Source organism: Streptomyces sp. NPDC046335 (assembly GCF_055587985.1).
Genome location: NZ_JBVJFF010000008.1, coordinates 63,708 through 77,355, shown reverse-complemented (window position 1 = coordinate 77,355; position 13,648 = coordinate 63,708). Strand labels below are relative to the sequence as shown.

Annotated in this window: 13 protein-coding genes; 10 read left to right on the top strand and 3 right to left on the bottom strand. The window is 72.1% G+C overall.

The features are described 5' to 3' along the window. Nucleotides 1–61: 61 nt before the first annotated feature. From rsgA to ACZ6JY_RS20515, 3 genes are read right to left on the bottom strand one after another with little or no spacing between them, the layout of a single operon-like run. Nucleotides 62–1,072: a ribosome small subunit-dependent GTPase A gene (gene rsgA / locus ACZ6JY_RS20525; RefSeq protein WP_469197417.1), complete on the bottom strand. Its 1,011-nt coding sequence runs from the start codon at nt 1,070–1,072 to the stop codon at nt 62–64. Between the two features lie 17 nt (nt 1,073–1,089). Then, nucleotides 1,090–2,433: a 3-phosphoshikimate 1-carboxyvinyltransferase gene (gene aroA, locus ACZ6JY_RS20520; protein WP_469197416.1), complete on the bottom strand. Its 1,344-nt coding sequence runs from the start codon at nt 2,431–2,433 to the stop codon at nt 1,090–1,092. Between the two features lie 32 nt (nt 2,434–2,465). Next, a complete protein-coding gene (locus ACZ6JY_RS20515) occupies nt 2,466–3,200 on the bottom strand; it encodes a M50 family metallopeptidase (protein ID WP_469197415.1) in 735 nt (244 codons plus the stop codon). Between the two features lie 101 nt (nt 3,201–3,301). Here ACZ6JY_RS20515 and ACZ6JY_RS20510 point away from each other — a divergent pair, with 101 nt between their 5' ends. The 10 genes from ACZ6JY_RS20510 (at nt 3,302) to ACZ6JY_RS20465 (ending at nt 13,617) form a co-directional block, all read left to right on the top strand. Beyond that, complete coding sequence (locus ACZ6JY_RS20510) at nt 3,302–4,117, top strand: SOS response-associated peptidase (protein WP_469197414.1); 816 nt, start codon at nt 3,302–3,304, stop codon at nt 4,115–4,117. 1 nt (nt 4,118) lies between these two features. Continuing rightward, nucleotides 4,119–4,766: an alpha/beta hydrolase family protein gene (locus ACZ6JY_RS20505; RefSeq protein ID WP_469197413.1), complete on the top strand. Its 648-nt coding sequence runs from the start codon at nt 4,119–4,121 to the stop codon at nt 4,764–4,766. Between the two features lie 232 nt (nt 4,767–4,998). After that, a complete protein-coding gene (locus ACZ6JY_RS20500; RefSeq protein ID WP_447042165.1) occupies nt 4,999–5,682 on the top strand; it encodes a sigma-70 family RNA polymerase sigma factor in 684 nt (227 codons plus the stop codon). Beyond that, on the top strand, nt 5,679–5,987 hold the full coding sequence (rsrA, locus tag ACZ6JY_RS20495; RefSeq protein WP_363253195.1) for a mycothiol system anti-sigma-R factor: 309 nt from the start codon (nt 5,679–5,681) through the stop codon (nt 5,985–5,987). The genes ACZ6JY_RS20500 and rsrA overlap by 4 nt, the downstream gene beginning before the upstream one ends. A 178-nt stretch (nt 5,988–6,165) precedes the next feature. Further along, nucleotides 6,166–7,602, top strand: a complete 1,437-nt coding sequence (locus ACZ6JY_RS20490; RefSeq protein ID WP_469197412.1) for an HD-GYP domain-containing protein — start codon at nt 6,166–6,168, stop codon at nt 7,600–7,602. 11 nt (nt 7,603–7,613) lie between these two features. Further along, complete coding sequence (locus tag ACZ6JY_RS20485; protein WP_469198009.1) at nt 7,614–8,942, top strand: HD-GYP domain-containing protein; 1,329 nt, start codon at nt 7,614–7,616, stop codon at nt 8,940–8,942. Nucleotides 8,943–9,117: 175 nt separating this feature from the next. After that, on the top strand, nt 9,118–10,098 hold the full coding sequence (locus ACZ6JY_RS20480) for a tetratricopeptide repeat protein (protein ID WP_447039895.1): 981 nt from the start codon (nt 9,118–9,120) through the stop codon (nt 10,096–10,098). Nucleotides 10,099–10,179: 81 nt separating this feature from the next. Next, nucleotides 10,180–10,830, top strand: coding sequence for a peptide deformylase (def, locus tag ACZ6JY_RS20475; protein ID WP_469197411.1), 651 nt, complete (start codon nt 10,180–10,182; stop codon nt 10,828–10,830). Between the two features lie 301 nt (nt 10,831–11,131). Further along, the gene (cyc1, locus tag ACZ6JY_RS20470; RefSeq protein WP_469197410.1) at nt 11,132–12,244 is read left to right on the top strand and encodes an epi-isozizaene synthase; all 1,113 of its coding nucleotides are present in this window, start codon (nt 11,132–11,134) and stop codon (nt 12,242–12,244) included. Then, nucleotides 12,241–13,617 (top strand): bifunctional albaflavenone monooxygenase/terpene synthase, encoded by a 1,377-nt coding sequence (locus ACZ6JY_RS20465; protein WP_469197409.1) that lies wholly within the window; start codon nt 12,241–12,243, stop codon nt 13,615–13,617. The genes cyc1 and ACZ6JY_RS20465 overlap by 4 nt, the downstream gene beginning before the upstream one ends. The last annotated feature ends 31 nt before the right edge of the window (nt 13,618–13,648 follow it).

Sequence of the window (13,648 nt, the reverse complement as noted above, 5' to 3'; positions counted from 1 at the left end):
GGTTCCGGCTCGGTGCGATTATGCCCTTACCGGTCCCGCGAAGCCGCAAACAACGGGGAGGTCAGTCGTCTTCGCGCCGCTCCCGCGTGGCGAGCAGCCGTCGCAGGGAGTACAGCCGCGCCGGGTCCGCGTGACCATCCGTCACCCAGGCGTCCAGGGCGCAGTCCTTCTCGTCGTGGCTGCATCCGCGCGGGCAGTCCACCGTCCCTGGCTCCAGATCCGGGAAGGCGAGGATCACGCGGGAGGGGTCGACGTGGTGCAGCCCGAAGGACCGCACGCCGGGAGTGTCGACCACCCAGCCGCCCGAGCCCGCGAGCGGCAGCGCGAGCGCGGAGGTCGTGGTGTGCCTGCCGCGGCCCGTGACCGCGTTGACGTGCCCGGTGGTGCGCCGCTGCTCCTCGGGCACCAGCGCGTTCACCAGCGTCGTCTTGCCCACGCCCGAGTGCCCGACGAAGGCCGTGACCTTGCCGTCCAGGAGCTCGTGGACGCGCGCGAGCTCCGCGCCGTCGGTGAACTCCTCGCGGCTGGTCACCACGTAGGGGATGTCGAGCGTCGCGTAGATCTCCAGGAGTTTGTCGGCCGACGCGAGGTCCGACTTGGTCAGCACGAGGATCGGTTCGAGCCCGCCGTCGTACGCGGCCACCACGCACCGGTCGATCAGCCGCGGGCGCGGCTCGGGGTCGGCGAGGGCGGTGACGATGGCGAGCTGGTCGGCGTTGGCGACGACCACCCGCTCGTACGGGTCGTCGTCATCGGCGGTGCGCCGCAGGACGGAGGTGCGCTCCGCGATCCGCACGATCCGGGCGAGGGTGTCCTTCTTGCCCGACAGGTCCCCGACGACGGCGACCCTGTCGCCCACCACGGCGGCCTTGCGGCCCAGCTCGCGGGCCTTCATGGCCATGATGACCCGGTCCTCGACGAGGACGGTGAGCCGGCCGCGGTCCACGGTCAGGACCATGCCCTCGGCGGCGTCCTCGTGCTTGGGCCTGATGTGGGTGCGGGGGCGGTTGCCCTTGCGGTTGGGGCGGACGCGGATGTCGTCCTCGTCGGGGTTCTTGCCGTAGCGGCGCATGGTTCTCTCTCCGCCCGTCAGCCGTTTCCGAGCATGCCGGTCCAGAGGTCGGGGAAGTCGGGGAGCGTCTTCGCCGTCGTCCCGACGTTCTCGATCCGCACGCCGTCGACCGCGAGGCCGATGACCGCGCCCGCGGTCGCCATGCGGTGGTCGTCGTAGGTGTGGAAGACGCCGCCGTGCAGCGGGCGCGGGCGGATGTGCAGGCCGTCGGCGGTCTCGGTGACGTCGCCGCCCAGTTCGTTGATCTCCTTGGTGAGCGCGGCGAGGCGGTCCGTCTCGTGCAGCCGCAGGTGGGCGACGCCGCGCAGCGTGGAGGGCGAGTCGGCGAGGGCAGCCACGGCCGCGATGCCGGGCGTCAGCTCGCCGACCTCGCTGAGGTCCACGTCCAGGCCGTGGATGGACCCGGAGCCGGTGAACACCAGGCCCGCCTGCGTCAGTTCGCAGGAGCCGCCCATCTCGGTGAAGATCTCCCGCAGCGCGTCGCCGGGCTGCGTGGTGTGCGCGGGCCAGTCGGGGATGGTGACCGTACCGCCGGTGACCAGGGCCGCGGCGAGGAACGGCTGCGCGTTGGAGAGGTCGGGCTCGACGGTCAGGTCACGGCCGAGCAGCGCGCCCGGGGTGACCCGCCAGACGTCGGGCTCGCCGCCCGCCTCGGGGGTGTCCACCTGGGCGCCGACCGCGCGGAGCATGTCCACGGTCATCCGGATGTGCGGCATGGAGGGCAGGGCGCCGCCCACGTGCCGCACCTCCACGCCCTGGTTGAAGCGCGGGGCCGAGAGCAGCAGGGCGCTCACGAACTGCGAGGAGGACGAGGCGTCGATCTCGACCTGGCCGCCGTCCAGCGCGCCGGCGCCGTGCACGGTCAGGGGCAGCGCACCGCGGTTGTCGTCGTCGATGCGGGCGCCGAGCACCCGCAGCGCGTCGATCACACCGGTCAGGGGCCGCTCGTACGAACGAGGGTCGCCGTCGAAGCGGATCGGGCCGTCGGCGAGGGTGGCGACCGGGGGCAGGAAACGCATGACCGTACCGGCGTTGCCGACGTCGACCGTGGCCGGGCCGTGCAGCCCCGAGGGGATGATCCGCCAGGCCTCGCCGGAGACCTCGGGGGCGCCGGCCACGGTGGAGCTCGACGAGACGGTCTCCTCGATGCCGACGCCCATGGCGCGCAGGGCGTCCGCCATCAGGAGGGTGTCGCGGGAGCGCAGCGGGCGGCGCAGCCAGCCGGGCTCGGCGGCGAGCGCGGCCAGGACGAGCGCGCGGTTGGTGACCGATTTCGAACCGGGTACGTGGACCGTCGCGGTGACGGCTCCGCTTGCGTGCGGGGCTGGCCAGAGGGCGGTGTTCGCCGGGGTTTCGGTCATGCCCTCACTTTAGTGGCTGGCAGGGACCCCGCTCAGACGTCGAGGAGCCAGCGGGCCCCGCCCATCAGGGAGCAGAGCGAGACGGCGTGGAAGAAGAAGAGCCAGAGGCCCGCGGGGACGTGCGTGAGCCGCGAGAGCTGGTCCGCGTCGGAGTCGCCCGCGCCCCCGCGCCTGCGCTTGGACTGGAGCTCGAAGGCGGGCCGCACACCGCCGAGGAGCAGGAACCACACCACCGCGTACGCGAAGGCCGCCTGCACCTCGGAGCTGGTCAGCCAGGAGACGAGCAGGAAGGCGCCGCCGGTCAGGACGACCGTCAGGGCGCCGTACGCGTTGCGGATCATCACCAGCATCGCGACGAGCAGCGCGGTGGCGATCCACAGGAGCGCCGTGATGCGCCCGGAGGCGAGCAGCGCCGCGCCGCCGAGGCCGAGCAGCGGCGGGGCGGTGTAGCCCGCCGCCGCGGTGAGGATCATGCCGAGGCCGGTGGGCCTGCCCCGCGAGACGGTCAGGCCGGAGGTGTCGGAGTGCAGCCGGATGCCGTCGAGGCGCCGCCCGGTGAGCAACGCCACAAGGCCGTGCCCGCCCTCGTGTGCGATGGTCACGGCGTTGCGGGCGAGCCGCCAGACGCCGTGCGGCACCACGACGGCGAGCGCGACGACGCCGGTGGCTATGACCAGCCACGTCTCGGGCGCCGCCTGCGTGCCGAAGATCCGGTCCCAGAGGTCGGTCAGGCTGGCGTCGGCGGCGGTCTCGAGTCCTTGGTCCATTACTGCGACTGACTCCTCTGGGAGGGCAAGGAGGTGCTGCGCGGAGCGCACCGTTGAGGGGTGGTGGTCGGGCGGCGGGTGGGCCTGGCAGTCTGGCACGTATGTGCGGACGGTATGCATCGAGTCGTGGGCCCGAGGACCTCGCGGGGATCTTCGAGGTCGAGAAGTACGAGCCGGAGGAGTCCTTGGCCCCCGATTTCAACGTGGCGCCCACCAAAGAGGTCTACGCCGTCCTCGACCGTCCACTGAAAGACGCCGAGGACCCGGCTCCGGTTCGCCAGCTCCGCACACTGAAGTGGGGCCTGGTGCCCTCCTGGTCCAAGACGCCCGAGGGCGGCGCGCGGATGATCAACGCCCGTGCCGAGACCGTGCACGAGAAGCCGTCCTACCGCCGCGCCTTCACCTCCCGGCGCTGCGTCATCCCGGCCGACGGCTACTACGAGTGGGTCACCGCGCCCGAGGAGCGGCAGCTGGAGGTCGAGGGCAGGAAGAAGCGGCCGCGCAAGCAGCCGTACTTCGTGACGCCCGCCGACGGCTCGGTCTTCGCCATGGCGGGGCTCTACGAGTTCTGGCGGGACAGGACCCTCCCCGACGAGCACCCCCTCGCCTGGTGGGTGACCTGCACGGTGATCACCACGGAGGCCGAGACCTCGCCGCTGGCCGTCGCCCCCGACGAGGGCCCGCGCTCGCTCGCCGACATCCACCCGCGGATGCCGCTGATGCTCACCCCGGACCGCTGGGACGCCTGGCTCGACCCGTCCCGCACCGACGTCGAGGACCTGCGCACCCTCCTGGAGCCGCCGCCGCACGGACTGATGCGGGCCTTCCCGGTGTCGACGGCCGTCAGCAACGTACGCAACAACGGCCCGGAGCTGCTGAAGGAGCTGGACGGGCCGGAAGAGGGCACACTCTTCTGACGTGACGCACGAGACACACATCGAAACGGTCCCGACCGACACCGGTACGGCGAGGATCACCTGGCATCCGGCCCAGGAGGCGAGCCTGCTGCTGGCCGTCAGCCACGGCGCGGGGGGCGGGATCGAGGCCAGGGACCTCCGGGCGCTCGCCGCCGCGCTGCCCGCCCACGGCGTGAGCGTGGCCCTCGTGGAGCAGCCCTGGCGGGTGGCGGGCAAGAAGCTGGCGCCCGCGCCCAGGGCGCTGGACGCCGGATGGCGGGGCGTCTGGCCCGCGCTGGCGGAGCGGGGGCTCCCCGTGGTCTCCGGGGGCCGCAGCGCGGGCGCCCGGGTCGCCTGCCGGACCGCGGCCGAGCTGGGCGCCGCCGCCGTGCTCGCCCTCAGCTTCCCGCTGCACCCCCCGGGCAAGCCCGAGAAGTCGCGCGCCGACGAGCTGCTCGCGGCCGGCGTGCCCACGCTCGTCGTGCAGGGCGGCAACGACCCGTTCGGCAGGCCCGCCGAGTTCCCCGACAACGGCACGTACGAGCTGGTGGAAGTCCCGTACGCCGATCACGGGTTCGCCGTGCCCAAGCGGGCGGAGATCGGCCAGGACGAGGCCGTGAAGCGCATCACTGACGCCGTGGCGCGCTGGACGGGAATGTTGGACGCGTGACCTCTGTTGTCGCGAACAGACGGTGAACACCGTCGCCGACCTGTTCGTACGAGAGGGAGTCCGCCGCATGGGTTCGACCATCTGCCCGAACCGCTCCAGCGCCGCTGACCTGGAGTGGACGGTGTTGAGCGCACCCAAAAACGCAACTATTCGGGCGGCGCGCGGAGCGGATCGTCGTCTATCCTCCGATTCGAGTGGGGCTGCTTTCGGCCTCGCCACATCGTTGGAGGAGGTGGGTCCGGTCACTGGGACCGACGCAGGGACCGAGCACGGTCAGGCGGAGCAGCCCCGAGAGAATCCGGAGAGGCCGGAGACGGCCGCGGAGCGCACGGCCCGCTTCGAGCGGGACGCGCTGACCTTCCTGGACCAGATGTACTCGGCGGCGCTGCGCATGACGCGCAATCCGGCGGATGCGGAGGACCTGGTGCAGGAGACGTACGCCAAGGCGTACGCGTCGTTCCACCAGTTCCGTGAGGGCACCAATCTCAAGGCCTGGCTGTACCGCATCCTCACCAACACGTTCATCAACTCCTACCGCAAGAAGCAGCGCGAGCCGCAGCGCAGCGCCGCCGAGGAGATCGAGGACTGGCAGCTCGCGCGTGCCGAGTCGCACATGTCCACCGGTCTGCGCTCGGCCGAGTCACAGGCGCTCGACCACCTGCCCGACTCGGACGTGAAGAGGGCGCTTCAGGCGATCCCCGAGGAATTCCGCATCGCCGTCTATCTGGCCGACGTAGAGGGCTTTGCGTACAAGGAGATCGCGGACATTATGGGGACACCCATCGGCACGGTGATGTCCCGTCTGCACCGTGGCCGCCGCCAGCTGCGCGGCATGCTGGAGGACTACGCCCGTGACCGCGGGCTCGTCCCGGCCGGTGCAGGAGAGTCGAACGGAACGAAAGGCTCGGGCTCATGAGCTGCGGAGAGCCGCACGAGACTGACTGCAGTGAGGTCCTGGACCATCTCTATGAGTTCCTGGACCACGAGATGCCGGACAGCGACTGCACCAAGTTCGAGACGCACTTCGAGGAGTGCTCCCCGTGCCTGGAGAAGTACGGGCTCGAACAGGCCGTCAAGAAGCTGGTCAAGCGCTGCTGCGGCTCGGACGACGTACCCGTCGACCTGCGGGCGAAGGTCATGGGCCGCATCGATCTGATCCGCTCCGGGCAGACCGTGCCCGAGCAGGACGTCATCCAGGACGTGACGGCCTCGGAGGCGTGAAGCCCCGGGCGGTGCCCGGTGGTTGGCAGTGGGAGCAGGCCTCGCATTGTGCGCGGCCTGTTTCGCTGTTCGACCCTCTTTTCCCTCCCGTCACCCGAAGGTGCTAATTCCCCGCTGACGGGAACCGGGCCGATGGGCCGCGCACCTAGTCTCCGACCTGGACGGGGAGGAGACCTCCATGCGGTCGGTGCCGGTGTGGGCCCGTGCTTACATCCTGTGCGTCGCCCTGGGCGGCGCCTCCTGTGCCGCGCCGGCCCTGGGCGCGCACACCCCTTGGCCCGCGGTCGCGCTCCTCGCGGTGCTCTACGCCGGGTGCGAGCGCAACGCCCTGCTGGACCGCCTCAGGGGCAGGACGGGCGCCGCCGCGGGACGCCGCGCCCCGCGCAGCCTCGGCACCCTCTTCCCCGTGCTGCTCGCCGGGGTCTTCCTGCTGCCGCCCGCCGCCGCCGCGCTCGTCGCCGTGCCGGGGACGCTGCTCGCCCGCGCCGACCGGAGCCCCCGGTGGGTGCGGCGCGTCTGGCGCGCGGCGCAGCTCGCCCTCGCCTCCTGGAGCTCCGCGCGGGTGTACGCGGCGCTCGGCGGCCCCGCGGCCACCTCCGCGCCGGACTTCCCGTACGTGCTGGGGCCCGCGGGCGCCGCCGTGCTCGCCTTCGCGGCCGTGCTCACCGCCCTGGACGGCGGCATCCTCGCCACCGCCGAGCGAGTGCCCGCGCGGGCCGCGTGGCGGGGGCTCTTCCTGCGCTCGCTCGCGCCCGTGGCCGTGCACGGCCTCGCCGGGCTGATGATGGCCGTCCTGTGGACCAGCCCCTACGGGCCCCCCGCGGCGCTGCTCGTCCTGCTGCCGATGGGCGTCTCCTGCTGGGCCTTCGCCCAGTACCACCACGAGCGGGCCGCCCACCAGGCGACGATCAGGGCGCTCGTCCAGGCCGTCGACCTGAAGGACCGGTACACCCGCGGGCACAGCGAGCGGGTCGGCCGCGCCTCCGTGCTGATCGCCCGGGAGCTGGGCATGGACGACGACCGCGTCGAGGTCCTGCGGTTCGCCGGCATCCTGCACGACGTCGGCAAGCTCGGCGTGCCGACCCGGCTGCTGCGCAAGGACGGCCCCCTGACGCCCGAGGAGCGGCGCGTCATCGAGCTGCATCCCGAGTACGGCCACGAGATGGTGCGCGGCATCGGCTTCCTCGGCGAGGCGCGGGCGGCGATCCTGCACCACCACGAGCGGATCGACGGCAGCGGATACCCCTACGGGCTCGCCGGGCGGCAGATCCCGGAGAGCGCCCGGGTGGTGGCCGTGGCCGACGCCTTCGACGCGATGACGTCCACGCGGTCCTACAGCCGGGCCAGGCCCGTCGAGGTGGCGCTGGAGGAGCTGGACCGGTGCGCGGGCGCCCACTTCGACCCGGTGATGGTCGCCGCCCTGACGCGGGCGCTCGGCCGGCACGGCTGGCACCCCGGGGTCACGTCCGACCTCCCGGGCCAGACCCTCGACCTCGGGTCCGGCCGGCCCCCGGACCAGCGCGGAAACGTACCGCCTGCGCTGCCCGGGCCCGCGCCCGCGCCCTCGGCGTCCGGCTCGGCCCCCGGCCCCGCGTCCGGACCGGCGGCCCGGTGACCGCCCCCTCGGTGGCGCCCGGCGGCCCGGGACGCGCCGAAGCCGCCCCTGACGCCGAGCCGCGTACGAGCGAGGAGCGGCCCGGCGGTCTGCCCGCGACGCTCGCCCAGGCCGTCGCCGCCCTCCTCGCCCTGACCGCGCTCGCCTGGACCCTCTGGCACGGCATCACCGAGGGGCGCACGGCCCTCGCCTTCGGGGTGCTCGTCGCTCTGGGGGAGCTCGCCAGGTGGGGGAGCGCGCGGACCAGGGAGCCGGCGCCGCTGGGGGCCGCGGGAGCCCTGGCGTACGCCCTGCTGGGGGAGAACGCCGGGCACGACACGCACCACGGGGCGCCGCAGGTGATCGCCGTGGTGGTCGCCGCCTCGCTGGCGGGGGCCGTGCCGCACGTGGCCAGGGGGCGCGGCCCCTCGCCCGACCAGGTGGCGCGGCGGCTGCTGACCGTCGGCTTCGCCGCCGTCTGCTTCCAACCGCTCTACAACAGCGGCCTGTTGAAGGAGTGGGTCGGCCACGGCCCGTACTTCGCGCTCGTCATCGTCGCCGTGCTCGTCCTCACCGCGCTCTGCGGCGCCGTCCTCGCCGCCGCGACGGCGCACGCCCGTACCCGGTGGCCCTTCGGACCGCTGCTCCGCGACGAGCTGCGGGCGCTGCTCGGCATCGGCTCGGCCGTGTGCGCGACGGGGGCCGTCATGGCGCTCGCGGTGGCCGTCGCGGGGCTCTGGGCGCTGCCCGTGTTCAGCCTCCCGCTGCTGCTCACCCAGCTCTCCTTCCGGCGCTACGCGGCGGTGCGGGCGACCTACCGGCAGACCATCGCGTCGCTGGCCAGGGCCACGGAGATCGCCGGGTGCACCCCGCAGGGCCACGCCCACCGCGTCGCGCGGCTCAGCAGGGCGGTCGGCCGCGACCTCGGGCTCTTCGAGCCGGACCTCACCGTCCTTGAGCACGCGGCGTTGATGCACGACATCGGCCAGCTCTCCCTGGTCGACCCGGTGCCGCAGGGGGCGACCGCCGGTCTGCCCGAGGCGGAGCAGCGCCGTATAGCCCTGCTGGGCGGCGCCGTCGTACGGCAGACGGGGGTGGACCCCGCGGTCGCCGTGGTCGTGGAGCGGCAGGCCGACCCGTACCGCGAGCAGCCGCTGACCGCGCGCATCGTGCGCACCGCGAACGCGTACGACGAGATGGCGCGGGCAGAGGGGCCGTCGGGGGCGCTGGGCGGTCCGCTGTACGCCCTGGAGCGGCTGCGTCTCGCCACCGGACGCGACCACCAGCCCGAGGTGGTGGAGTCCCTGGCGAGGGTCCTCGCCAGGGAGCGGAGCGGGCCGCGGGACGCGGCCCGGGGGTGAGGGCGAAGGGCGGGCCTTAGCTCGTCCCCGGCTGGGTAACCCATGGGTAATGAGCGGCCGTCCGACCGTACGTGGTTGGATGCGAAGAAGAGGGTGCACGGGGGCATCGCCCCGACGCCGCGCCCCTCGCAGATGGGAATTCCGAATCGTGACAGGCGGGAATCAGGCGGGAATCGTGAGGATCTTCGGCAAGGGACGGCACCGGCCCTCCGCCTCATGGCGGCAGGCGACCGACCGCGCGTTCACGCTGATCGGCGACGGCCGGTACGAGGACGCGGGAGCGCTGCTCACGCGCGCGGCGGACCTGGAGCCCTGGCTTTCCGAGTCCTGGTTCAACCTCGCGCTCCTGCACAAGTTCCGGCACGACTGGGAGCAGGCGCGCGCCGCGGGGCTGCGCGCCGTCGCGCTCCTCGACCGCTCGGCCGGCGCCCCGGACTGGTGGAACGTGGGCATCGCGGCGACCGCCCTCCAGGACTGGCCGCTGGCCCGCCGCGCCTGGCAGGCGTACGGCCTGCGGGTGCCCGGCGGGGTCGCCGCCTCCGGTGAGCCCACGGGCATGGATCTCGGCAGCGCTGCGGTGCGGCTCTCCCCCGAGGGCGAGGCGGAGGTCGTGTGGGGCCGCAGGCTCGACCCGGCCCGCATCGAGCTCCTGTCCATCCCGCTGCCCTCCTCCGGGCGCCGCTGGGGCGAGGTCGTGCTGCACGACGGCGTCCCGCACGGAGAGCGGACGACGGCGGACGGGCACTCGTATCCCGTGTTCGACGAGATCGAGCTCTGGGCCCCCTCTCCCGTGCCGACCTGGGTGGTCCTCCTGGAGGCCGCCACCGAGGAGGACAGGGACGCCCTGGAGCGGCTCGCCGCCGACGCGGGCTTCGCCGCGGAGGACTGGTCGTCCTCCGTGCGGCTGCTGTGCCGCATGTGCTCCGAGTCCCGGATGCCGAGCGACGAGGGCGACGGGGAGCACCTCGACCCGCACGACCACAGTGAGCCGGGTCACCCGGGGCCGCTGGGCCACCGCAGCCCCGGCGCGATCTGGGTGCCGGAGCGTGAGTGCGGTCTCGCGGCGCCCGCCGCCCTGGTGCGCGGGCTCCTGGACAGCTGGGTGGCGGACAGCCCGGACTCCCGTGACTGGCGGGACCTCGAAGAGGTCTGCTGACCCGTGGGGCGCCGCCCGCCGTTCGCCGTAGGCTGTACCGGCACAATCTCTTGAGGGTTCCAAGGAAGGCGTACGGCGGACATGGCGCAGGACACTGAGCAGCAGGCTTCCGGCGGGGTGCTCCCCGTCGACGACGAGGGCTTCGTCATCGACACGGAGGACTGCGAGGAGCGGGAGACGGCCTACCGCGAGCGCGGCACGTCCCGGCCCATCACGGTCGTCGGCAACCCGGTCCTGCACAAGGAGTGCAAGGACGTCACGGCCTTCGACGAGGACCTCGCGAAGCTGGTCGACGACATGTTCGCGACCCAGCGCGTCGCGCAGGGCGTGGGCGTGGCCGCCAACCAGGTCGGCGTCGACCTGAAGGTCTTCGTGTACGACTGCATGGACGACGAGGGCGTGCGCCACGTCGGTGTGGTCTGCAACCCCGTCCTGCACGAGCTGCCCGCCGACCGGCGCCGCCTCGACGACTCGGGCGAGGGCTGCCTCTCCGTGCCGACCGCGTACGCCCCGCTGGCCCGCCCGGACTACGCCGAGGTGAGCGGCCAGGACGAGAAGGGCAACCCCATCAAGGTCCGCGGCGGTGGCTACTTCGCGCGCTGCCTCCAGCACGAGACGGACCACCTGTACGGCTACCTCTACATCGACCGGCTCTCCAAGCGCGAGCGCAAGGACGCGCTCCGGCAGATGGAAGAGGGCACCCCGCGCTACCCCGTGGTCGCGAACGACTGACGCACGCGCCGCCCGAGCGGCGCGGGAACCGCGTGACACCAACGGCCCCTGGCCGGGAACTGTTTCCCGGCCAGGGGCCGTTGGCGTGAGCAGCCCGCCCGCGTGAGCGGATCCGACTTCCGAAGATCCATATTCAGTCACGTAAGGGGAGGTTCTCGGCGCGGAGGGGTAGTGAATGGCGCAAAACTGTTCCCTGATCGGTCAGTTGTGGTGCTGAATGGAAAGCGCGGGGATACACGACGGCGCGCGCCCGGTACGGCGGGAGGGGCGCGCGCACTCAGGCGCTGAAAGGGGTTCGTTCGTGCCTGCATATTCCAGGAGCACTTCACAGACACAGCCAAGCACACCGACGGCAATGGTCCCTCCGGCACTGGCGGTGCCGGTGATCGAGAGGTCTTTCCCCCGCCGTCTGCACCCGTATTGGCCAAAACTTCAGGAGAAGTCCAGGACCTGGTTGCGCGAAATGCGTCTGATGCCGCCGGACAAGGTCGATCGGTACGCGGACGGCCTCTGCTACACCGACCTGGTGGCGGGGTACTACATAGGGGCGCCCGACGAGCTGCTCACCGCGATAGCGGACCTCAGCAGCTGGTTCTTCGCCTGGGACGACCGGCACGACCGGGACTCGGTGCACGGCAGGGCGGGCCAGTGGCGGCGCCTCTGCCGGGGCCTGCACGACACCCTCGACGACCCGAGGCGCCACCTGCGGCACGACGACCCGCTCGTCGCGGGGTTCGCCGACTGCGTCCTGCGCCTGTACTCCTTCCTGGGCCCGAGCTGGAACGCCAGGTTCGCCCGGCACTTCCACCCGGTCATCGACGCGTACGACCAGGAGTTCAAGAACCGGCGGTGCGGCACCATCCCGCCGGTCGACACGTACATCGAGCTGCGGCGCCTGACGTTCGCGCACTGGGCGTGGATCGATCTCCTGGAGCCGACCGCGCGGCGTGAACTGCCGCGCCACATACGCAGGCACCCCGCGTACCGGCGTGCGGCACTCGCGACCCAGGACTTCTCAGCCTGGTACAACGACCTGTGCTCGCTCCCCAAGGAACTCGCGGGAGACGAACTGCACAATCTCGGGATCAGCCTCATTCACCACGAGGGACTGACACTCGAAGAAGCCGTGAGGGAAGTGCGCAGGCGGGTCCTCGGCTGCGTCACGGAATTCCTTCGGGCCGAGAAAGAAGTGCTGGTGTTCGCCGGGAAACTGGCGGACGGCACGGAGAAGGGGGAGAAACTCGCGGACGCACTCGAATCATGCGTCTTCAATATGCGGAACTGGTTCTCCTCCGTGTACTGGTTCCATCACGAATCCGGACGCTATCGGGTGGACAGCTGGGACGACAGGTCGATGCCCCCGTACGTGACCGAAGAAATCATGGCGGAAAACGAACTGGTAGGTGAGGAATGAGCGTCGAATCCGCGGTACCCGCGCCCGCCGCGTCAGGCCCCGGGCCGCTGCGCACCCCACCGCTCGTGAAGGGCGGCGTCCCCCTGCTCGGGCACGCCTGGAACCTGGTCCGCGACCCGCTCGGGTTCCTCTCGGCGCTGCGGGACCACGGAGATCTCGTACGGATCAGGCTGGGGCCCAAGACCGCCTACGCGGTCTGCGATCCGGAGCTCGTCGGCGCCATGCTGAAGAGCCCGGAGTACATCGTCGGGGGACCGCTCTGGGACACCCTTGAGGTGCTCCTCGGCAAGGGCGTGGCGACCAGCAACGGCCGGCTGCACCGGCGCCAGCGCCGCATGATGCAGCCCTCGTTCCGGCCGGAGCGGATCGCCGACTACGCCAAGGTGATGGAGGAGGAGGCCCGCGCCACCGCGGCCCGCTGGCAGCCGGGCGCCACGGTCGACGTCGGCGCCGAGATGTTCCGCACGGCTGTGCGCATCGTCTCGCGCTCCCTCCTGGAGGTCGAGTCGATAGGCGCCAAGGCGGACCGCATCGCCGACTCGCTGCACACCGTCTTCGACGGCCTCTACCGCCGGATGGTGCTCTCGGCCGGCCCGCTCCACCGGGTGCCGACCCCCGCCAACCGGCGCTTCGAGAGCGCCCTGGCCGATCTGCACACGCTCGTCGACGAGATCATCGCCGAGCGCCGCGGCGCGGGGCCCGGGGGCCCCGACGACCTTCTCGCGGAATTGCTGCGGGCCACGGACGAGTCGGGGAATCCTCTGGCCGATCAGGAGATCCACGACCACGTGGTGTCACTCGTGGTCGCGGGCGCGGAGAATGTCGCGTCGACACTGGCGTGGACGTTCCATCTGCTGACCGAACACCGGGAACAGGAAAGGCAGTTGATTGACGAAGTAAATTCCGTGGCCCCGGGCCGCGCGATCACTTTCGCCGATCTCGGTGAGCTGCGGCACACCCGCAATGTGGTGACCGAGGCCATGCGTATCCGCCCGGCGGCCTGGATATTCACGCGCAGGTCCGTGGCCGAGACCGAACTGGGCGGCTATCGCATTCCGGCTGACGCGGACATCGTCTACAGCGTCTACGCGATGCAGCGCGACCCGCGTTCCTTCGAGCGGCACCTGGAGTTCGACCCGGACCGCTGGAACCCGGAACGCGCCTCGGAGGTCCCGGAGTTCGCGATGATGCCGTTCGGCGTCGGTAACCGTAAGTGCCCGGGGGACCATTTCAGCCTGGCCGAACTGACGCTGATCCTGGGGACGGTGGCGCCGAAGTGGCGCCTGGAGCCCGTCGCGGAGACCGACACGGACACCCGCGTCGGCATCACCCTGCACCCCAAGAAGCTCCTCATGCGGGTGCGGTCCCGCTGAACCGGCGGGTGTGCCCGCCCCACCCCCGTGA

What these genes read in the sequence shown, in the direction of transcription:
- ACZ6JY_RS20510 (WP_469197414.1), top strand. Translation starts at nt 3,302, where the DNA reads ATGTGCGGACGGTATGCATCGAGTCGTGGGCCCGAGGACCTCGCGGGG.
- ACZ6JY_RS20465 (WP_469197409.1), top strand. Translation starts at nt 12,241, where the DNA reads ATGAGCGTCGAATCCGCGGTACCCGCGCCCGCCGCGTCAGGCCCCGGG.
- def (WP_469197411.1), top strand. Translation starts at nt 10,180, where the DNA reads ATGGCGCAGGACACTGAGCAGCAGGCTTCCGGCGGGGTGCTCCCCGTC.
- rsgA (WP_469197417.1), bottom strand. Translation starts at nt 1,072, where the DNA reads ATGCGCCGCTACGGCAAGAACCCCGACGAGGACGACATCCGCGTCCGC.
- rsrA (WP_363253195.1), top strand. Translation starts at nt 5,679, where the DNA reads ATGAGCTGCGGAGAGCCGCACGAGACTGACTGCAGTGAGGTCCTGGAC.
- ACZ6JY_RS20490 (WP_469197412.1), top strand. Translation starts at nt 6,166, where the DNA reads ATGCGGTCGGTGCCGGTGTGGGCCCGTGCTTACATCCTGTGCGTCGCC.
- aroA (WP_469197416.1), bottom strand. Translation starts at nt 2,433, where the DNA reads ATGACCGAAACCCCGGCGAACACCGCCCTCTGGCCAGCCCCGCACGCA.
- ACZ6JY_RS20515 (WP_469197415.1), bottom strand. Translation starts at nt 3,200, where the DNA reads ATGGACCAAGGACTCGAGACCGCCGCCGACGCCAGCCTGACCGACCTC.